Here is a 20690-nt window from a genome sequence, read left to right as displayed (position 1 = left end):
CGCCCATTGCGAGGTTCACGATGTCGAAGATCGCCGAAATCCTGCCGCTGTCGCCATTGCAGCAAGGATTGCTGTTTCACGCGCTGTACGACGAACGCGAGGCGGACGCCTACCATGTCCGCAACCGCTTCGAACTGCGCGGCGTTCTGGACGCCGGCCGGCTCAGGCGCGCGGCCGAGGCGCTGCTGCGTCGCCACCCCAATCTGCGCTCCGCCTTCGTCTACAAGGGGCTGGCGCAGCCGCGTCAGGTGGTGCCCCGCGAGTTTGAACTGGATTGGCGCGAGGAAGACCTGTCCGGCCGGGACGCCGTCGCGCTGGACGCGCTGCTGGAGGCGGACCTGCGCCGCCGCTTCGATCCGGGCAAGCCGCCGCTGCTGCGCTTCATCCTGGTCAAGCTGGACGCCGAGCGCCACCAACTGCTGTGGAGCTTCCACCACCTGCTGTTCGACGGCTGGTCCATGCCCATCCTGATGGACGAGTTGTTCGCGCTCTACCGCCAGGGAGAATCGGCCGCGCTGCCGCCTGCGCCGCCCTACCGCGATTATCTGGCCTGGCTGCAACAACAGGACAAGGCAGCCGCCGCCCGCGCCTGGGCCGCCAGCCTGGACGCGCTGGACGAGCCGGCCAAACTGGGCGCCGTCGCGGGGGAACGCCAACGGATCCTGTCCCGGCAGACCGAAACCGCCCCGCTGCAGGCGCGGGCGCGCCAGCTGGGCGTCACCCTCAACACCTTGCTGCAAGCGGCCTGGGCCATCCTGCTCGCCCGCCTCAGCGCCGCCGACGACGTCGTCTTCGGCGTCACCGTCTCCGGACGCCCGCCGGAACTGCCCGGCGTCGAACGCATGGTCGGCCTGCTGATCAACACCGTTCCGCTGCGCCTGCGCCTGCGCCCCGAGGAAACGCTCGCCGCCCTGCTGCAACGCCTGCAGGCCCAGCAGGCCGCGCTGATCGAGCATCAACACCTGAGCCTCGCCGAGATTCAGCAGGCGGCGGGAAGATCGGATCTGTTCGACACCCTGCTGGTTTTCGAAAGCTATCCGGCGCTGCCCGGCGCGGCCGACGGCAAGGTGGCCGACGGCCTGGAGTTGATACCGCTCGGCGGCGACGGCGCCGACACCTCGCACTATCCGCTCAGCCTGTGCGCCGTTCCCGGGCCCGAGCTCGAACTGCGCTTCGGCTACCGGCCCGATCTCTTCTCCGCCGACGCCGTCGACGGCATCGCCCGGCAACTGCTGGAACTGCTGCGCCTGATCGCCGAACAGCCCGAGCTGCCGCTCGCCCGCATCGCGCCAACCACCCCGGCCCAGCAAGACGCGCTGGCCGCCTGGAACCGCACCGACGCCCCGCTACCCGCCGCCACCCTGACCCAGTTGCTGGAAGACCAGGCTGAACTCAGCCCCGACGCCGAGGCGCTGCGCTTCGACGACATCGCCCTCAGCTACCGCCAGCTGCATCAGCGCGCCAACCGCCTCGCCCGCCGCCTACGCGCTGACGGCGTCGGACCCGAGACCCTGGTCGCCGTCGCGCTGCCCCGCTCCATCGACCTGGTGGTGGCCCTGCTCGCCGTGCTCAAGGCCGGCGGCTCTTATCTGCCGCTCGATCTCGACTATCCGGCCGAGCGCATCGCCTTCATGCTGGACGACGCCCAGCCCGCCGTGGTCCTGTCCCGCTCCGAGCTGCTGGCCGGCCTGCCAATCGAACGCGCCTTGTGTCTGGATCAGCTGGACGACGCGCTGTCCGACGCGCCGCTGGAACTCGCCGGCGACGATAGGCATCCGGCCTACGTCATCTACACCTCCGGCTCCACCGGCCGCCCCAAAGGCGCCGTCAACAGCCACCGCGCCATCGTCAACCGCCTGCTGTGGATGCAGCACGCCTACCCGCTGGCCGACGACGACGTGGTGCTGCAAAAAACCCCGTCCAGCTTCGACGTCTCGGTATGGGAATTCTTCTGGCCGCTGCTCGCCGGCGCCTCGCTGCTGCTGGCCCGCCCCGACGGCCATCGCGATCCCGCCTATCTGGCCGAGTTGATCCGCCGCCGCGGCGTCACCACCCTGCATTTCGTGCCGTCCATGCTGGACGCCTTCCTGCTGGAGCCCGCCAGCGCCGGCTGCGCCAGCCTGCGCCGCGTGCTGTGCAGCGGCGAAGCGCTGTCCGCGCCGCTGCTGGCCCGCGCCGCCCAAACGCTGCCCTGTCCGCTGCACAATCTCTACGGCCCCACCGAGGCCGCCGTCGACGTCACCGCCTGGACCTGCGACCCGGCCCGCGACAGCCGTTCGGTGCCCATCGGCCACCCGATCTGGAACACCCAGCTCTTCGTGCTCGATTCCATGCTGCGGCCGCTGCCGCCCGGCATCCCCGGCGAGCTTTACCTCGCCGGCGTCGGCCTGGCCCGCGGCTATCTGCGCCGTCCGGGACTCACCGCCGAGCGCTTCGTCGCCCATCCCTTCGCCGTCGGCCAGCGGCTGTACCGCACCGGCGACCGCGTCGTCCGCCGCGACGACGGCGCGCTGGAATACCTGGGCCGCCTCGATCACCAGGTCAAGCTGCGCGGCCTGCGCATCGAGCTGGGCGAGATCGAAGCCGCGCTGCTGGACCAGCCCGGCGTCGCCCAGGCCGTAGTCCTGATCCGCGAGGACGCGCCCGAACAGCGCCGGCTGGTCGCCTACGCGGTGCCCGCAGCCGGCGCCGAAGCCGACGTCGCCCGCTGGCGCGACGCGCTGGCCGCCCGCCTGCCCGACTATATGGTGCCCGCCGCCTGGGTGGCGCTGGACGCGCTGCCGCTGACCCCCAACGGCAAGCTGGACCGCCGCGCCCTGCCGGCGCCGGAGCTGACGCTGGCCGAACACCGCGAACCGGCCACCGAGAAAGAGAAACTGCTGGCCGAGGCCTTCGCCCAAACCCTGGGACTGGAGCGCGTCGGCCTGGACGACAGCTTCTTCAACCTCGGCGGCGATTCGCTGCTGGCGCTGCGCTTGAAGGGCCTGGCGCTCAAAGCCGGCATCTCCTTCGAGCTGGCCAGCCTGTTCGAACACCACAGCGTGGCGCTGCTGGCCGCCCATGCCGAACAGGCGGGCGCGGACGCCGCCGCCGCGCCGGCCGAACCGTTCGCGCTGCTGGACCCCGCCGACCGCCGGCGGCTGCCGCCGGACGCGGTGGACGCCTACCCGCTCAGCCAGCTGCAGCAGGGCATGCTGTTCCACAGCGCCTTCCGCGACGACTCGACGCTGTACCACAATATCGTCGGGCTGGCGGTGTCCCAGCCTTACGACGCGGCGGCGCTGCGCCGCGCGCTGGACGCGCTGTGCCGGCGGCACGAGTTGCTGCGCACCCGCTTCGCGCTGGACGGCTATCTGGAGCCCTTGCAACTGGTGTTGGCCGCGGCCGCCATTCCGCTGGGCGAAGGCGACCTCGGCCACTTGCCGCCCGCCGCGCAGCAAGAAAGCCTGGCCGCCTTCATCGCCGCCTGGTCCAAACAAGCCTTCGATCCCGCCGCCGCGCCGCTGCTGCACGCCCACGCCCACCGCTTGGGCGAGCGGCGCTTCCACCTGACGCTGCGCATCCACCACGCCATCCTCGACGGCTGGAGCGACTCGGTCTTCATCGTCGAACTGGCCCAGCTCTACCAGGCCGAGCTGGCCGGCCAGCCGTGCCGGCTGCCGGCTCTGTCCAGCCGCTACCGCGACTACATCGCGCTGGAGCGCCAGGCGATGGCCTCGCCGGCCAGCCGGGACTTCTGGCGGGAACAGCTGCGCGGCTACGAAGCCGCCCCCGCGCTGCTCGCCCGCGAAGAGAACGCCGCCGCGGCGGCCGACGGCCCGCTGCAGATCAACGCCGACATCGCCATAGCCGACCCGGTTTCGGCGGCGCTGAGCGCGCTGGCGCGCCGCTTGAACGCGCCGCTGAAATCGGTGTTGCTGGCCGCCCACCTGGCCGCGCTGGCCATGCTGACGGGCAAGAGCGGCGCCTGCACCGCGCTGGTCACCAACGGCCGGCCGGAAACCGCCGACGCGGAGCACATGGAGGGCCTGTTCCTGAACTCGGTGCCGCTGCGCATGGAGATCCGGCGCGAATCCTGGACCCGGTTGATAGGCCGCGTGATAGACGCGGAACGGGCGCTGCTGCCGCACCGGCGCTATCCGCTGGCCACCATGCTGCGCGACGCCGGCCTGCGCGACGTCGGCGAAGCCATCTTCAACTACACCCATTTTCAGGCGCTGGAAGCGCTGGCCGACTGGCGCCAGCAAGACAGCGCGATGGACAACAGCTTCGCGCTGCAAGTCAACTTCCGCCCCGACGGCGCGCGCATCGTCGGCAGCCTGAGCGCCCACCGCGACGCCCACGACGCCGACGCGCTGCGGCGCTACGCCGGCTGCTACGCCGCCGTGCTCGCGCAACTGGCCGCAGAGCCCGACGGCCCGGTGCGCCGCCAAGACCTGCTGGACGAGGACGAGCGCCGCCTGCTGCTGGACGGCCGGGCCAGCGCCCGCGACATCGCGCCGCTGCCGCTGTGCGAGCTGTTCGAGCGCCAGGTCCGCCGCGCGCCGGACGCGCCGGCGCTGGACAGCGGCGGCGAAACCTTGAGCTACGCCGAACTCAACCGCCGCGCCAACCGGCTGGGCCGGCGGCTGATCGCCGCCGGCGTCGGCCCCGGCCGGCTGGTGGCGGTCGCGCTGCCCAAATCGGCGGCGCTGCTCGTCGCGCAACTGGCGGTGCTGAAAGCCGGCGCCGCCTATCTGCCGCTGGACCTGAACTATCCGGCGGAGCGGCTGGCGCTGATGCTGGACGACGCCCGCCCCGCCCTGGTGCTGAGCGACGCCGGCTCCGCCGCCCGCCTGCCGCAAACCGCCGGGCCGGTGCTGGCGCCAGAGGCCGACGATAGCTTCGCGGACGGCGACATCGGCCGGCAAGAAAGACTGCGGCCGCTGACGGCGGACGATCTGGCCTACGTGATCTACACCTCCGGCTCCACCGGCCGGCCAAAAGGCGTCGCGGTCAGCCACGCCGGGCTGGCCAGCCTGGCGCAGGACCTGAAGGAGCGCTGCGCGCTGGACGCGTCCGCACGCGTGCTGCAGTTCTCCTCGCCGGGCTTCGACGCCTCGGTGCTGGAAATGCTGATGGCCTTCGCCGGCGGCGGCTGCCTGGTGCCGGCCAACGCCAGACAGCTGGACGCCGACAGCCTGCTGGGCACGCTGCGCGCCGCGCGCATCAGCCACGCGCTGCTGCCGCCGGCGCTGTTGGCCTTGCTGGAGCCGGCGCCGGATCTGCTGCCCGGCGCGCTGCTGGTCGGCGCCGACGCCTGCCCCGCCGAGGTGGTGGCCAAATGGGCGCCCGGCCGCCGGATGATCAACGCCTACGGCCCCACCGAATCCACCATCTGCGCCACCTTGAGCGACCGCCTGGCCGGCGGCTCGCCGCCCATCGGCCGGCCGGTGCTCAACAGCCAGGTCTATCTGCTGGACGAGGCCTTGCAGCCGGTGCCCGTCGGCATCGCCGGCGAGCTCTACGTGGCCGGCGCCGGCCTGGCGCGCGGCTATCTGGGCCGCCCCGCGCTCAGCGCCGAGCGTTTCGTCGCCAACCCCTTCGGCGCGCCCGGCAGCCGGCTCTACCGCAGCGGCGACAAGGCGCGCCGCCTGGCCGACGGCCAACTGGAGTTCCTCGGCCGCCTTGATCAGCAGATCAAGCTGCGCGGCTATCGCATCGAGCCCGGAGAGATCGAGGCCGCGCTGCTCGCGCAAGCCGGCGTGGCCCAGGCCGTGGTTCTGCCTGTCGACGACGACGGCCGCAAGCGCCTGATCGCCTACGCCGTGCCGCGCGCGGGCGCCGGCCTGGACGGCGCGCGGCTGCGCGCCGGGCTGGCCGCCAGCCTGCCCGACTACATGTTGCCCGCCGCGGTGATGGTGTTGCCCGCGCTGCCGCTGAACACCCACGGCAAGCTGGACCGCGGCGCGCTGCCGGCGCCGGCGTTTTCGGCCGCGCCGCAGCGCTTGCCCGCCACGCCGGCCGAGCAGGCGCTGGCCGAGCTGTTCGCGGAGACGCTGCGGCTGCCGGCGGTGGACCTGGACGCCGGCTTCCTCGAGCTGGGCGGCGATTCGCTGCTGGCGATGCGGCTGGCCGCCCGCATCCGCGGCCAGCTGGGGGTCAAGCTGTCTATCGAACAGCTCTTCCTCGCCCCCAGCGTCGCCGAGTTGGCGCGGCGGTTGGCGCTTGGCCGGCATGAACCGCGCCAACTCCGGCTGGCCGTCCGCCGCCAAGACGGCGCGCCGGTCTCGCTGCGTTACGAGGGGGAACTGGACTTGCCGGCCTTGCGGCAAGCCTTGCGCGAGCTGGGCCGCCGGCACGCCGCGCTGAACGCGCCGGCCGAGCCGGCCGCGGCGCTGGAAACCGCCGGCGGCTCCGCCTTGCCCGCCGCGCTGCGTCAGGCCGCCGACAGCGATGCCGGCGCGCCGATCGCGCCGCTGCTGCAGGAACTGGCCCAGGCCTACGCCGCCCGCGCCGGCGGCGGCGAACCCGCTTGGACGCCGCTGCCGCGGCCATACGCTGACTACGCGGCCTACGCCTCGTCGCGCGCAGGATTCAGCGAAGCGACGGCGCCGGCTTCGTCCCCTTCCACCCCTTCTTCCCCGACATTGGAGCAAGCATGAGCACACCTCGTCCCGACGACGCCGTCTATCTGAAAAGCGGCGTCAAACTGGAACCCCTGTTCCACCGCTGGTACGCCTGGAGCCATCTGGTGTCGCCGGTCCAGCAGGCGATCAATCTGGCCTTCCGCCAGATTCCGCTGCTGCGTTCCTTCATCGCCAATCCCAGCGTGCACATCGCCGCGTCCAAGAACCCCCAGATGCTGGGCGGCCCCTTCCTGGAGCTGGCGGCCAGCGACCTGCCCGCGGTGCGCCGCCTGCTGCAAGACACGCTGAAGGACGCGGAGCCGCTGCTCCGCTTCGCCGAAGACCTGCAAAAGCTCAATCGCCAGCTGCAGCAAACCGCCAACGGCCACAGCCTGGACTCGGTCTACGCCGAATTGCCGCCCACCCTGGCCGGCCTGGTCGAAGTCAGCTACGACCTCAACCACCATCCCGGCCTCCGCGTGCTGGACCAATTGCTGAGCTACCCGGCCGCCGCGGGCGCGGACCATCAGACGCTGGCCTTCAGCACCGAGCGCGACGAACAGCGCCATTTCTTCCTGAACACGCCCCGGCTGGACGGAGACGCCAGGCTGGTGCTCCCGCTGCCCTTCGCCGACCCCAATCACGAAGCGCTCGCCGCCAGCCGGATACGCGCCGTCCCTTACGCGGAACTGAAGCAGGCGCTGAAGGTGCCGGCGGAACAGGAAGCCCGCTTCCGCGGCTTCTTCGACGCCGAAGCGCCGCGGCGCGAGCAGCCGGAGTACCACGGCGGCGACGTGCGCATCCGTTATTTCGGCCATGCCTGCGTCCTGCTGCAAACGGCGTCCACCTCGGTGCTGATCGATCCCTTCGTCACCTGGGACCGGGACGGCGAACCGCAGCGGCTGACTTTCGACGACCTGCCCGACCATATCGACTACGTGTTCATCACCCACAACCACCAGGACCATTTCAGCCCGGAATTGCTGCTGCAACTGCGCGGCCGCATCGGCCGCATCCTGGTTCCGCGCCACAATAGCCGCAGCCTGGCCGATCCGTCGATGAAACTCACGCTGCGCGCGCTCGGCTTCCGCAATGTGTCCGAACTCGAGCCGATGGAAAGCGTGCGCTTCGACGACGGCGAAATCGTCAGCCTACCGTTTTACGGCGAGCACGCCGACCTGGACATTGAAAGCAAGCACGGCATGTTTCTGCGGCTGAAAAACCGGCGCTTCCTGTTCCTGGCGGACTCGGACTGCAAGGACCGCGCGCTGTACCGCCGCATCGTGGAGCGCCTGGGCAAGGCGGACACCCTGTTCATCGGCATGGAATGCGACGGCGCGCCGCTCAGCTGGCTGTACGGCCCCTACACCGGCAGCCCGCTCAGCCGGCGCGACGACGAATCCCGCACCTTGTCCGGTTCCGACTGCGAGCACGCCTGGAGCATCGTCGAGGAATTCGACTGCAAGAAGATCTACGTCTACGCGATGGGGCAAGAGCCCTGGATGCGCTTCGTCACCGGCCTGGAGTATTCGGCCGACAGCAAACAGATCGTCGAATCGAACAAGTTCCTCGAGCGCTGCCGCGCCGCGGGCCTGAGCGCGGAACGGCTGTACGGCTGCAGCAGCTTCAGCTGCTAAGAACCTGTTTACGATCTGCTGTGCGTCGGCGATACGGCGTTAAAGCCTTGTCTCGCCTTAGCTCGCGAGATCGTAAACACGCTCTAAGAGCCTGTTCAATGTCTGCTGCGCTAGGCCGGAATGATCGCCACGCCGCGCGGCGGACCGGATGACGGAAGGCATCCGGCAAGCGGGCGCGCACGGTTTCCGCCGACGTCGGGGAAGCCGATGCGCCCCAAGCCGCGCGGAGGCTTTTTCTTGTCGACTCATCGCCGCTTCAAGGTTATTCGCTTATGAAATTTTCACTCGATGCCGGCTACGGCTGGCTTGCGTCCTTTCAGCAGCAAGGGCTGTTCCGCCTTGACCAACTGACGCCGGACACGCCCTCATGCTCGTTTCCCATCGCGCTGCAGATCAGCGGCGCGCTGGATGTCGCGGCATTGGAAACGGCCCTGGCCGCGGTCGTGGCCAAACATGAGGCCTTGCGCAGCACGCTGGCCTGCGACGGCGACGAACTGCGTTGCTGGACGCGGCATGCCTGGCCCGGTCCCTTGCTCCAGCTGACGCGCCTGGAGCCGGACAGCGGTAACAAGGCCGAGCTGGACGCGGCCGTCCGGGACATCGTCCGCCGCCCCTTCGATCTGGCGACCGGGCCCTTGTTTCGCTTCGTTCTCCTTCAGCAGGCGGAGACGGAGGCGCGTCTGCTCATGGTGTTCCACCAGGCCGTTTTCGACGCCTGGTCAAGCGGCATCCTGGCGGCGGACCTCGAAACGGCCTATGCCACCGCCTTGAGCGGCGGCGACGCCGAGCTCGCGCCGAATGCGCTCGATTACGCGGATTTCGCTCATTGGCAGCGCGAGCCGTCGCGCGCCGGCGCGTACCAACGGCCGCCATCGAACGCGGACAAGATACGGACAGACGGCGCCGAGTTGGCGCTCAAGCTTCCTTCCGAGCTGGAACAAGCGCTGCGCCGGCTCCAGCAGGAAACGGGAGAGACCTTGTTGGCCGTGTTCTCGTCCTTGCTCGGTCTTTTCCTGGGCGCGCAAAGCGGCCGGGATGAGGCCCTGATCGACGCCTTCGTCCCGGGACGGAGCCATGCGGAAGACCATGAAATCATCGGCCTGTTCGAACACCCGCTCCCGCTGCGCTTGAGGCTGGACGCCAAGCCTAATCTGCGGGAGATGCTGGGCCAGGTCCGCTCGCAGGCCATGCAAGGATTCGGGAACAGGGACATGGCGCTTGAAACATCCGGCGTCTCGACGCCATGGTTTCAAGTCGCCGCGCGGGTGCGGCAAAGACCGCGCTGGCGTCTCGCCGGACTACAGCTGGCCGAACTCGCGGCGCATGCCGAAACAGCGAAGTGCGATTTGAGCTTTGTCCTGGACCAACGCGACGACGGCCTGTGGCTGGCGCTCGAGTACGCCAGCGCCGTGTTCGACGCCGCCAGCGCCCAACAGCTGTTGCACGGGCTGATCCAGTTCGCCGCGCCATGCTTGGCCGAGCCTTCCCGCCGGCTTGACGAATTGCCGGCGGCCGATCCGCTAGACCTGACCTTAAGCCGACCATGGCGGGACAGCGGCGAGGCCGCCGAGCCGGGCCTAAGCCAGGCCAAGGCCTGGCTCGGCCAACTGTCCAGCAACCAGCAAAGTCTGTACTTCTTCGAGAAACTGGCCCCGGACCGCGCCTTGTACAATGTCCCGCTGCATCTGGAGATGCGCGGCCAGCTGGACCCAGCCCGCCTGGAAGCGGCCCTGGAGCAGTTGCTAAGCCGCCATCAAGCCTTATGCACGCGCTTTGTGGAAACCCCGTCCGGCCTGCGCCAGGAAATCGGCGCGCCGCCCACCCTTGTTCTCGAGACAGCGGACCTCAGCCAACTGCCTCAGGAGAGCCGCGACGCCGGCTTCGCCAGCCTGGAACGGGATGTCAGCTCAACGAGCTTCGATCTCGCCGCCGGCCGGCTGTGCCGCTTTTGCCTGGTGCGCCGCGACCGCGAGCACTGGGCCTTGTTGATGGTGTTTCACCACATGGTGTTTGACGGCCATTCCGCCCAACTATGGCTGCGCGATCTGCGCGCCCTGCTGCGGGACGGCGCCTTACCCGCGGCCGGCCCGGCGACGACAGTGAGGGAAGCCGCCGCCGAAGAGCGGGCCTGGCAACGCAGCCGCGATTATCAAACTGAGCTGAACCGCTGGCTCGGCCGCCTGACCGGAACCGCGACCCCGCTCAATCTCAGACCGGACCGCCCGCGTCCGATGCGGCGCGACTACGCCGGCGCCTTCCTGGAGTGCGCCTTGCCCCAGGCGCTGCTGGGCGAACACATCCAGCGCGCCGCCCAGCTTGGCGCCTCGCCGTTCATGGCCGTCGCCGCCCTGCTCGCCGGCTATCTGTCCGCGCGTAGCCATCAGGCCGACGTCTGCATGGGCTTCCCCCATGGCGGGCGCGGCGACGGCGCAACCGAGGAAATGATAGGCAATTTCGTCAATTTGCTGGCCTTGCCGCTGCGGATCGAGGCCGCCGACACCCCGCGCAAGCTCATCGAAAAAACGCGCCAAACCGCCCAGGCCAGTTACGCCGGCTACCGGGTGCCGTTCTCCTCCCTCGTCGAGCGCCTTGGCGTGGAACGCATTCCCGGCCAACACCCGATCTTCCAAGTCGTTGTTACCGTGGATCAGGACTTCAAGGGCTGGACCGAACGGGGCCTGAGCGTGACCTTGCTGCCGGGCACCAACCCCATCGCCAAGTTCGATCTGGCCTTCGGCTTCAATCTGGCCCGCAGCTGCGTCCGCATCGAGTACGCCACCGATATGTTCGATCCGGCGTCGATTGCAGACATGGGCGCGGAACTAGCGGCCCTGCTGTCCCAATGCGTGCGGGGCTTCGATGCGCCGCTGCGGCAAGCGGCCGGCGCGCCGGTAGCCGCGGAGGTGCCGCGCGCCGCGCCCAAGCTGCTGAGGAAACCGAAGCCGGCCAGCGCCGGGGACGCCGGCTGCGCGGCGGACGCGACTTGAACCGATGCCAAGCGCTCGCGACGCGCAGCGGACTTTGAACAGGCTCGAAGAGCCTGTGCCGACAGGACATGAAAAACCAATGACTCATCCAACAGAACTCGGCGCCTGCCGAACGCTTGCCGAGGCCTTCTCCCGCTCGGTCCAGATGTTTCCCGATAGAGTCGCCGTGCGATGCGCGGCGGCTTCGCTCAGCTACCGACAACTGGATCAACGGGCGAACGCCCTGGCCGGCCGGCTCCGCGCCCAGGGCGTGGGCGCGGAAACCCTGGTGGGCTTGTCCGTACGCAGATCGTCCGATCTGATTGTCGCCATGCTGGCCATCCTCAAGGCCGGCGGCGCCTATGTGCCGCTGGACCCGGAGTATCCGGCCGAGCGGCTGAACTACCTCATCGGCGACGCCCGGCCCAAGATGATCATCGTGGACCAGGAATCGCTGGAACGGACGGCAAGCGCGGCGTCCGCCAACGGCATCCCGCTGCTCGATCTTGACGCCTTGGCGCCGACGTCCGGCGACCCCGCCGCGATGTCCGCCGCCGCCGACTCGCCGAATCGAGACGGCCTGGCCTATGTCATCTATACCTCGGGCTCCACCGGCGGCCCCAAAGGCAGCCAGATCACCCACCGCAATGTGCTGCGTCTGTTTAGCGAGTCCCAGCCTTACTACGACTTCGGACCGGAGGACGTCTGGCCCCTGCTGCACTCCTACGCCTTCGATTTCTCGGTTTGGGAAATTTTCGGCGCGCTCTTGCATGGCGGCACGCTGCTGGTCCCCGAGCTGGCCACCATTCGAGATCCCTCGGCGCTGCTGGCTTATTTGCAGCGGCACCGCGTGACGGTGCTCAATCAAACGCCGTCCTTTTTCTATCAGCTCGCCCTGTATCTGAACGAACATCCGGAAAAACGCGAGGCCGTGGCGTCGCTGGCCTTCGTGGTGTTTGGCGGTGAGCGGCTGGACCTGACGCAGCTCAAGCCCTGGTTCAAGACCATGGGCGACGACGGCCCGGTGCTGGTCAATATGTACGGCATCACCGAAACCACCGTCCACGTCACCTTGCATGTGGTCGAGGCCGACGAGTCCAAGCGCAGGAAGTCAGCCGGCATCGGCGCGGCCTTGCCGGACTTGTCGCTGTTCCTGCTCGACGACGCCTTGCGGCCGGTGGCGGCCGGCGAAATCGGCGAGCTCTACGTCGCCGGCCCGGGGCTGGCGCGCGGCTACCTGGGACGGCCGGGCCTGACCGCCGAGGCCTTCATCCCCTGCCCCTTCCCCGGCCACGAAGGCGCGCGGATGTACAAGACCAAGGATCTGGCGAAGATCGATCAGCACGGCGAGCTGGTTTACGAGTCGCGCAAGGGCGGCTACCTGAAGATCCGCGGCTTCCGGGTCTCGCTGGCCGAGATCGAATCCGCGCTGTGCGAGCTGGACGGCGTCGCCAACGCGGTGGTGCTGGCCGCGGCCGAGGACGGCCGCGACCTGATGTCGGCCTATCTCCGCTTCGCCGCCGCGCCGATGAGCTTGCCGGCTCTGCGCCAGGCGCTGGCGGAAAAAATACCGGGCTTCATGATGCCCCACCATTTCCATTGCATCGACAGCTTGCCGCTGACCGCGCACGGCAAGATCGATCGCAGCAAGCTGCCGCACATGGCGCGCCCCCTGAGCGACGAACGCCCGCCGGACGCGCCGGCCTCGGCCGACGAAGCCGACATGACAGCGATCTGGAGCCGGATACTCGGCGTGGACCGCCTTGGCCCGCAAGACGACTTCTTCGCCTTGGGCGGAGATTCGATCCGCGCGGTGGAGCTGATCATGGCGCTGAAGCGCGCCGGCTGGTCGGCAACGGTGGAGGACGTGTTTCACTCGCCTAACGTCCGCGACCTGAACGACCGCAGCCAGCGGGGAGAAACCGGTTTGCCGCCGGCGCCGGCGAAACGGGCAAACGCTGTGTCCGATATGCAAGGCCTGATGCTGGAGCAGTACCAGGCGGCTCCGGCGGGCCTGGGCGTCTATCACGTGCAACAGTGGTTCGACTGCGAAGACGCGGCGCTCGACATCGAGCGGTTGACGCAGGCTTTCCGCTTGGAGTTTTCCCGGCACCCCGTCTTCCGCACCCTCTTCGTCCGCAACGGCGATGCGATTCGCCGCGTCGACGCGGAAACGCTGCGCGTGCGCCTGGACGTCGTCGACCTCCGCCGCGACGCCCCGCCGCGGCAGCAGGCGCTGATCGCCGACTACGCGCGCGCCGACCTGCATGCGCCGTTCACCCCCTTCGAGGCGGCAGGCGAAATGGTGCGGCTGCGCTTCTTCCACACCGCGGACCGCCGCTGCGTCGTGTTCCTCAGCATCCACCACGCCATCGACGACGGCTGGGGCCAGCAACGCTTCTTCGACGCGGCGTTCCAGCGCTATCAACGCCATGCCGCCGTCGCGGCGCCGGCCTGCGCGGACGTGTTTTCCGAATACGTGGCCCTCCAGCAACAGATGGCCCGGGACCCGGCGGCGATTGAATACTGGCGGCAGGCTCCGTTTGCCGGAAAACAGACGGTTGAGCGATGGAGAGAGCCCCCGACAGCGATGATGGAACACAAAAAGCGCATCGCCCCCCAGCTGGTGGCCAGCGCAGGCCGCTGCGCGCGTGAGCGGCGGATCCAGCCGCGCTCCTTGTATTTGGCCGCCGTCGGGCATGCGATCGCGCAAACGACCCAAGACCCCCAGGTATTGATGGGGGTGGTGGTCAACGGCAGGGTGCCGGAACTGAGCGATCCGCTGGAAGCGGTGGGCCTGTTCTGGAACTTGCAACCCTTGTCGTTTCAGGCCTCGGGATGCGCGCTGCAAACGGCTGGCGAAATCCACCAGCGCCTGTTGCAACAGGAGAAGTACGCGCTCTACCCGCACAGCGCGATTTTCGATGCGCGCAGCCCCGGCCGCGAGTTTTCCCACACCTTCAACTTCACCAACTTCCGGGCGCTGGACGCGCAAGCCGCGGACTTGCGCAACTGGGACGGCGTGGACAGATTCCACTACCCGGTCAATATCGCCGTCCATCTGGACGACGGCTCGGAAATCGCCGAATTCCGGCTGAGCGGCGATCCCGCCCATTGCGGCGACGCCGCGGCGGAGGAGCTGTTCCAGGCGTTCGAGGAGGCTTTGGGCCTCGCCGTCGGCGCGCTCGCCGACATCGGCGCATGATGAAGCGCCTAGCCGGCGCTCCCGGCCTCAGCGCGACAGCAAGGAGGCCACTTGCCTGGCGGTGGCCTTGGCCGACTGCGGGTTTTGCCCGGTCACCAGCCGGCCGTCCACCACCACTTTGGAGATGAAGGGCAGCCAGGCCTTCTCGTACAGCGCGCCGCGCCGCCTCATCTCCTCCTCGGCGTTGTAGGGCACCTTGCCGGCCACGCCGGCCAGCGCCTCCTCCCGCCAGGAAAAGCCGGTGAGCCGGCGTCCGGCCACCAGCAGCGCGCCGTCGGACAGCCGGGTGTTCAGCAGGCCGCAATAGCCGTGGCACACCGAGGAGACCACGCCGCCGTGCTCGTAGATCTCGCGGGTGATCCGCTGCAGTCCGGCGTCGTCGGGGAAATCCCACATCACCGCGTGGCCGCCGGTGAAGTAGATCGCGTCGAAGCTCGTCGGGTCGACTTCGTCCGGCCTGGCGGTTTCCGCCAGCAAGGCCCGCTTGTCGGCGCTGGCCAGCCAGGCCCGCGCGGAGGCGTCGGCGTTCGGCCATTTCAGCGAGCGCGGCTCCAATGGGGAAACGCCGCCCAGCGGGCTGATCAATTGCTGCTCCCAGCCTTTCTCGGCGAACACCTCGTAGGCATGGCTCAGTTCCGACAGCCACAAACCGGTGGCTTCGGACGGGTCGGCGTAGTGCGCGACATTGCTCACCACATGCAGAATGCGCTTGCTCATCACGGCTTATCCTTGTCGAAGCGCCGCAGGGCGCGGAAGCGGCTCACGCCGCGCGGCGGGGGGGTGAACCGGCATGGTTCGGCCGCTGCCGGCGGCGGCCCAGTCTCACCATAAGTTTCAAGTCAAGTTGAGGGTCAAGGCGTTTTTGCCCAAGCCGTGAAGCCGTCCGCGGCGCTCAGCCCGCCGCGTCGTCGTCTTCGCGCAGGCGGTTCAACACCCATTGGGCGCGCTCCTCGCAAGCCAGCTCTTCCGGCCCGTTTTCCATGCTGGCGATCACCAGCCGCAGCTGGGCCTTGTTCTGCTCCAGCCGCTGTTGCAGCAGTTCGATCTCGTCCACTTTCCGCTTCAGCCCGGCCAGCAGCTCCTCATGCCGCCAGGCGTTGGGCGCCGTCGGCAACAGCCGGCGGATCTCGTCCAGCGAAAAACCGGCGTTCTGGGCGCTGGAAATGACTTCCAGCAGCCGCAGCGTCTCCGGGCCGTAATCGCGGTAGCCGTTGGCCCCGCGCGCCACCGCGCGGATCAGGCCGCTGGCTTCGTAAAAGCGAATGCGGGAGGCGGTCATGCCGCAGCGCTTCGCCAATTCTCCAATTTTCATCCGCGCTCTCGATCGTGGCTTGACATTAAAGTTAACTTTAAACCTAAGCTTGAGCCAAGATCAAACCGGAGCGCTCGCTGATGACGCTATTCACCCCATTGACCCTTCCCAACGGCTCCAGCCTGCCCAACCGCATCGCCAAGGCGGCGATGGAGGAAAACATGGCGGACGCGGACCAGGCGCCGTCCGACGCCTTGATGCGGCTTTACCAGGCCTGGGCGGACGGCGGCGCCGGCCTGCTGATCAGCGGCAACGTGATGGTGGACGGCCGCGCGATGACCGGACCTGGCGGCGTGGTGCTGGAGGACGAGCGCCAGCTGGAGCGCTTCCGGCGCTGGGCCCGGATCGGCCGTTCCCGGGGCGCGCAGTTCTGGCTGCAGATCAACCATCCCGGCCGCCAGATGCCGGCCAGCCTGGGCCAGACCACCTGGGCGCCGTCCGCGGTGCCGCTGGCGCTGGGCAAGATGTCCAAGCATTTCGACCCGCCGCAGGCGATGACGCCGGAGGTGATCGCCGATGTGATACGGCGTTTCGCCCGCACCGCGCGCCTGGCCGAGCAGGCCGGCTTCAGCGGCGTGGAGATCCACGCGGCCCACGGTTATCTGCTGAGTCAGTTCCTGTCCCCGCTGTCCAACCGCAGAACGGACGCCTGGGGCGGCCCGCTGGAAAACCGGGCCCGGCTGCTGCTGGAGATCGTCAAGGCGGTGCGCGCGGAGACCTCGCCGGGATTCGCCGTGGCGGTCAAGCTCAATTCCGCCGACTTCCAGCGCGGCGGCTTCAGCGCCGACGACGCCCGCCGGGTAGTGGTCTGGCTCAATGAGCTGGCGGTGGACTTGGTCGAACTGTCCGGCGGCAGCTACGAAGCGCCAGCGATGCAGGGCAAGGCCCGCGACGGGCGCACCCTGGCCCGCGAGGCCTATTTCCTGGAGTTCGCCCGCGATCTCCGGACCGTGGCCGCCATGCCGGTGATGGTGACCGGCGGCATCCGCCGCCGGCCGGTGGCCGAGCAGGCGGTGGCCGGCGGAGTGGACATGGTGGGCATCGCCACCGCGCTGGCCATCGCCCCCGCGCTGCCCAGCGACTGGCGCCAGGGCAAGGACACCGCCCCGGCGCTGCCGCCCATCGGCTGGCGCAACAAGCCCTTGGCGTCGCTCGCCAATATGGCCGCGGTGAAGTTCCAGCTGCGCCAGCTCAGCCAGGGCAAAACGACCAATCCCCGAGTGTCGCCGCTGCGGGCGCTGCTCCAGCAGCAGCTGGCCGACGCCTGCCGCGCCCGACGTTATCGGCGCTGGGCGGCGCAGCGCTGAACCGGCCGCCTCAAACGTCCCGCAACGCCGCCAGAAAGCGCGTCAGCGCCGGATTGGCGGCGTCCTGGCGGCTCACGAAGCTCAGCGGCATCGGCAAGGACAGATCCTGCAGCCGGAAGAAACGCGCCTGGGCCGGCGGCCTCCCCAGATTGGCCGAGTTGACGATGGCGGCGCCGATGCCGGCGCAGACCAGCGACAAGATCGCCGTCTCGGTGCCGGCCTCCTGCGCCACCTTGAGCTGCACCCCCAGTTGTCGGCAGGCGCCGATCAGGCGGTCGTAATAGCCGGGATAGGCGTCGCGCGGCAGGGTCACGAAGGGCCGGTCCGCCAGGCTGCGCAGCGCGACGGGGCGGCTCTCGTCGTGGCCGGTGTCCCAGCAGCGCGGCAGCGCCAGCACCACATCGTGCTCCAGCAGAGGAAGGCCGGCGACGCCTTCCGGCAAGGGCTCGTATTGGTAGACGAAGCCGCCGTCCAGCGCGCCCTCCGCCAAAGCGCTCAGCTGCTGCGGCGTGTTCAGCACGCTCAGCTCCAGCGCCACCTCCGGCGCGTCCGCCTGAAAGCGGCTGAACGCCTTGGGCACCAGTCCGTCCCAGCCGGCGTTCTCCACGCAGCCCAGCCGCAGCCGGCCCAAAAGGCCGGCGGCCACGCGCCGCGCGCCGTCGGCCGCGTCGTCCAGCGCGGCCATCGCCTTGCGCACTTCGCGCAGATAGCTTGCGCCGGCCGCGGTCAGCCTGAGGCCGCGCGACGAGCGCTCAAACAGCGACAGGCCCAACTCTTGCTCCAGATCCTGGATCTGGCGCGACACCGCCGGCTGGGTGATGTGCAGGCGTTCGGAGGCCAGGCGCACGCTTTGGTGCTCGGCCACGGCGATGAAGTAACGGAGATGACGCAATTCCATGCGGGGTCTTTCGGCTTGTCTATGCCTTAAAGTTATCACGAATTAATAATTCGGCATTGGAAAGCATGACAGATTTCCGCGATAGTGGCGCTCAGGCAGCCGGCGACTCCGGCGCGCACCCTAGCCGCAGAGACCCAAATGAACACCACCAACACTTATCAACTTGGCGACGCCAAGATCACCCGCGTGACGGACACGCTGTTGCGCGGCCTGGCGCCCTCCTTTCTCTACCGCGACTGGGACGACGCCTTGCTGACGCGGCAACCGGGTTTGCGCGGCCTGCTGGACGCCGCGGGCGAGAGCCTCACCCTCAGCGTGCACAGCTGGGCGGTGGAATGGGCCGGCCAGGTCTTCCTGATCGACACCGGCATCGGCAACGACAAGGAGCGCGCGTTCAACCCGCTGTTCCACCGGCTGCAAACCCCTTTTCTGCAGCGCCTGGCCGAGCTGGGCATCCAGCCGGCGGACGTCGACCACGTGCTGCTGACCCATTTGCACGCGGACCACGTGGGCTGGAACACGCGGCTGATCGACGGCCGGTGGACGCCCACCTTTCCCCGCGCCCGCTATGCCTTGCCGCAGGGCGATCTGGACTTCTTCGCCACGCCGGAGGCGGACAGCCGGCGCATGGTGTTCGACGACAGCGTGGCGCCGGTGATCGCCGCCGGCCAGGCCCTTGTCATCGGCCTGGACGGCGGCGACTACCAGGACGGTTTCCGCTTCCACCCCACGCCCGGCCATTGCGCCGGCCATATGTCGATTTCGCTGACTTCGCGCGGCGAGACGGCGCTGTTCTGCGGCGATGTGATGCACACGCCGATGCAGGTGTACCGGCCGGAATGGAATTCGGTGTTCTGTCGGGAGCAGGACGCGGCGCGGGAGTCGCGGCGCTGGCTGCTGGATTTCGCCGCGGAAAACCGCGCCGCCGTGTTCAGCGCCCACTTCTCCGACACCTCGGCCGGCCGGGTGACGCGCAGGGACGGCGGTTTCGACTGGCAATTCCTTTGATTCCCAAGCCCAGGAGCCCCTCATGCCCCTTCCCGCTCTCACCGCTCAGGCCCTTACCCCTCGGACAGTCGCCGCCCTGGCCCGGGCCGCCGGCTTGACCCTTGGCCCCGAACGCCAGGCGGCGGTTGCCGCCGTCCTGGCCGCTATCCGCGCGGAAACCGCTAGACTGAACCAGCCCTGCCTGGCCGACGCCCGCCTTGCCCAACACTTCGACCCGGACTGGAGGTAAACGCCGTGCAAGCTTATCAATTGAACATCCTGGACGCCGCCCGGCTGATTGAGGCCGGCCAACTGTCGCCGGTGGAGCTGACCCGCTCGGTGCTGGAACGGGCGCGGCAGCAGGAAGACCGGATATCCGCCTATGTCGCGCTCGCCGCGGACCAGGCCATGGCCGACGCGCGCCAGGCCGAGGCGGAAATACGCCGCGGCGACTACCGCGGCGTCTTGCACGGCATCCCCTACACGCTGAAAGACCTGATAGACGCGGCCGGCCTGCCCACCACCGCCAGTTCGCGGGTGCGCCGGCATCACCTCGCCGCCGCCGACAGCGCGGTGGCGGCCCGGCTCAGACAGGCCGGCATGATACTGACCGGCAAAACCCATACCCATGAGTTCGCGTTTGGCCTGACCACGCCGCAAAGCAACAATCCCTGGGCGCCGGAGCGCTCTCCGGGCGGCTCCAGCGGCGGTTCCGCCGCCGCGGTCGCCTACGGCGGCGCGCTGGCGGCGCTGGGCACCGACACCGGCGGCTCGATCCGGGTGCCGGCGGCGCTGTGCGGGCTGGTGGGCCTCAAACCCACTTACGATCTGGTGTCCCGCCAGGGCGTGGTGCCGCTGTCCGGCTCGCTGGACCATGTCGGCCCCATCGCCCGCACCGTGGCGGACGCCGCGGCGATCTTGGACGCCATCGCCGCCCGGCCGGCCGCGCCGGCCGAGAGCTACCGCCAGGGCCTGGACCAGGGGGTGGCCGGCCTGCGCGTCGGCGTGCCCGGTAATTATTTCCACGAGCGCGTCGCGCCGGAGATCCTGGCCGCGCTGCGGGAGCAGCAGGCCGAGCTGGCCGCCGCCGGCGCGGTGCTGGTGGAAGTCGAGATCCCGCTGGCCGATCTCATCCTGCCCACCCAATGGGGCTTGATAGCGCCGGAGGCCGCCGCCTATCACCGGGACGACCTGCTCCGCGCGCCGCAGCTGTACGGCGAGGAGGTGCGCACGCTGCTGGAAGCCTGCATGCTGGTGCCGGACAGCGACTACGCCCAGGCCCGGCGCGCCCGGGTCGCGCTGCAGGCCGCCTGGCGGCGGATGTTCGCCGACATCGATCTGCTGCTGGTCCCCACGGTGCCGCACACCGCGCCGCTGCACGGGCAGGACAGCTTCGTCTGGCCGGACGGAAGCGAGGAGAGCGTGGCGTCGGCCTACATCCGCCTGAGCACGCCCGCCAATGTGCTGGGCCTGCCGGCGCTGACGGTGCCGGTGGGGCTGGATCGGGCCGGGCTGCCGTTTGGCGCGCAGCTGATAGGCCGGCCTTACGACGAGCGCACGGTGTTGCACGCCGGCCAGCTGATAGAAAGCAGCCGCCAAATCCGGTTTGACCGGCCGCGGGCTTAAGAACCTGTACAAGGTCCGCTGCGCTTCGTGAAGCGTTGCACGGTGAGTACCAGCTCAAAATGCTCATGTACCGCATGTACATTCCGCTTTTTCGCTAGTTTTCGCCTTGTCCCGCCCTTGCTCGCAAGACTTTGAACAGGCTCT

Annotated in this window: 10 protein-coding genes; 7 read left to right on the top strand and 3 right to left on the bottom strand. The window is 69.2% G+C overall.

Annotated features, from left to right (window positions below; translation table 11 throughout):
• The first annotated feature begins 20 nt into the window (after positions 1-20).
• The 4 genes from VK98_RS15305 to VK98_RS15290 all read left to right on the top strand — a co-directional run bounded on the left by VK98_RS15305 (position 21) and on the right by VK98_RS15290 (position 14416).
• Positions 21-6644, top strand: coding sequence for a non-ribosomal peptide synthetase (locus tag VK98_RS15305; RefSeq protein WP_053077412.1), 6624 nt, complete (start codon positions 21-23; stop codon positions 6642-6644).
• Positions 6641-8245 (top strand): MBL fold metallo-hydrolase, encoded by a 1605-nt coding sequence (locus tag VK98_RS15300; RefSeq protein WP_048414877.1) that lies wholly within the window; start codon positions 6641-6643, stop codon positions 8243-8245. The genes VK98_RS15305 and VK98_RS15300 overlap by 4 nt, the downstream gene beginning before the upstream one ends.
• Before the next feature lie 272 nt (positions 8246-8517).
• Positions 8518-11232 carry a condensation domain-containing protein gene (locus VK98_RS15295; RefSeq protein WP_048414876.1) on the top strand — a complete coding sequence of 905 codons (2715 nt, stop codon included), beginning with the start codon at positions 8518-8520 and terminating at the stop codon, positions 11230-11232.
• Between the two features lie 79 nt (positions 11233-11311).
• The gene (locus VK98_RS15290; RefSeq protein ID WP_197083063.1) at positions 11312-14416 is read left to right on the top strand and encodes a non-ribosomal peptide synthetase; all 3105 of its coding nucleotides are present in this window, start codon (positions 11312-11314) and stop codon (positions 14414-14416) included.
• A gap of 27 nt (positions 14417-14443) precedes the next feature.
• Here the strand turns inward: VK98_RS15290 and VK98_RS15285 are convergent, their stop codons facing one another.
• Together VK98_RS15285 and VK98_RS15280 are read right to left on the bottom strand one after the other, a co-directional pair.
• Entirely contained in the window at positions 14444-15133 is a 690-nt protein-coding gene (locus VK98_RS15285) for a type 1 glutamine amidotransferase domain-containing protein (protein WP_048414874.1), read from the bottom strand.
• 175 nt (positions 15134-15308) lie between these two features.
• Complete coding sequence (locus VK98_RS15280) at positions 15309-15728, bottom strand: MerR family transcriptional regulator (protein ID WP_048414873.1); 420 nt, start codon at positions 15726-15728, stop codon at positions 15309-15311.
• A gap of 80 nt (positions 15729-15808) precedes the next feature.
• Here VK98_RS15280 and VK98_RS15275 point away from each other — a divergent pair, with 80 nt between their 5' ends.
• Complete coding sequence (locus tag VK98_RS15275; protein WP_048414872.1) at positions 15809-17035, top strand: NADH:flavin oxidoreductase/NADH oxidase family protein; 1227 nt, start codon at positions 15809-15811, stop codon at positions 17033-17035.
• Between the two features lie 10 nt (positions 17036-17045).
• On the opposite strand, the gene VK98_RS15270 is transcribed toward VK98_RS15275, so the two are convergent.
• On the bottom strand, positions 17046-17933 hold the full coding sequence (locus VK98_RS15270; protein ID WP_048414871.1) for a LysR family transcriptional regulator: 888 nt from the start codon (positions 17931-17933) through the stop codon (positions 17046-17048).
• A gap of 138 nt (positions 17934-18071) precedes the next feature.
• Here VK98_RS15270 and VK98_RS15265 point away from each other — a divergent pair, with 138 nt between their 5' ends.
• Together VK98_RS15265 and VK98_RS15255 are read left to right on the top strand one after the other, a co-directional pair.
• Complete coding sequence (locus VK98_RS15265; protein WP_048414870.1) at positions 18072-18941, top strand: MBL fold metallo-hydrolase; 870 nt, start codon at positions 18072-18074, stop codon at positions 18939-18941.
• 234 nt (positions 18942-19175) lie between these two features.
• The gene (locus tag VK98_RS15255) at positions 19176-20546 is read left to right on the top strand and encodes an amidase (RefSeq protein WP_048414868.1); all 1371 of its coding nucleotides are present in this window, start codon (positions 19176-19178) and stop codon (positions 20544-20546) included.
• Positions 20547-20690 lie beyond the last annotated feature (144 nt).

It is taken from the genome of Chromobacterium sp. LK11, assembly GCF_001043705.1.
Lineage (GTDB): Bacteria > Pseudomonadota > Gammaproteobacteria > Burkholderiales > Chromobacteriaceae > Chromobacterium > Chromobacterium alkanivorans.
This window is presented reverse-complemented; position numbering and strand designations above follow the sequence as displayed.

What these genes read in the sequence shown, in the direction of transcription:
- VK98_RS15275 (WP_048414872.1), top strand. Translation starts at nt 15,809, where the DNA reads ATGACGCTATTCACCCCATTGACCCTTCCCAACGGCTCCAGCCTGCCC.
- VK98_RS15265 (WP_048414870.1), top strand. Translation starts at nt 18,072, where the DNA reads ATGAACACCACCAACACTTATCAACTTGGCGACGCCAAGATCACCCGC.
- VK98_RS15285 (WP_048414874.1), bottom strand. Translation starts at nt 15,133, where the DNA reads ATGAGCAAGCGCATTCTGCATGTGGTGAGCAATGTCGCGCACTACGCC.
- VK98_RS15305 (WP_053077412.1), top strand. Translation starts at nt 21, where the DNA reads ATGTCGAAGATCGCCGAAATCCTGCCGCTGTCGCCATTGCAGCAAGGA.
- VK98_RS15280 (WP_048414873.1), bottom strand. Translation starts at nt 15,728, where the DNA reads ATGAAAATTGGAGAATTGGCGAAGCGCTGCGGCATGACCGCCTCCCGC.
- VK98_RS15270 (WP_048414871.1), bottom strand. Translation starts at nt 17,933, where the DNA reads ATGGAATTGCGTCATCTCCGTTACTTCATCGCCGTGGCCGAGCACCAA.
- VK98_RS15295 (WP_048414876.1), top strand. Translation starts at nt 8,518, where the DNA reads ATGAAATTTTCACTCGATGCCGGCTACGGCTGGCTTGCGTCCTTTCAG.
- VK98_RS15290 (WP_197083063.1), top strand. Translation starts at nt 11,312, where the DNA reads ATGACTCATCCAACAGAACTCGGCGCCTGCCGAACGCTTGCCGAGGCC.
- VK98_RS15300 (WP_048414877.1), top strand. Translation starts at nt 6,641, where the DNA reads ATGAGCACACCTCGTCCCGACGACGCCGTCTATCTGAAAAGCGGCGTC.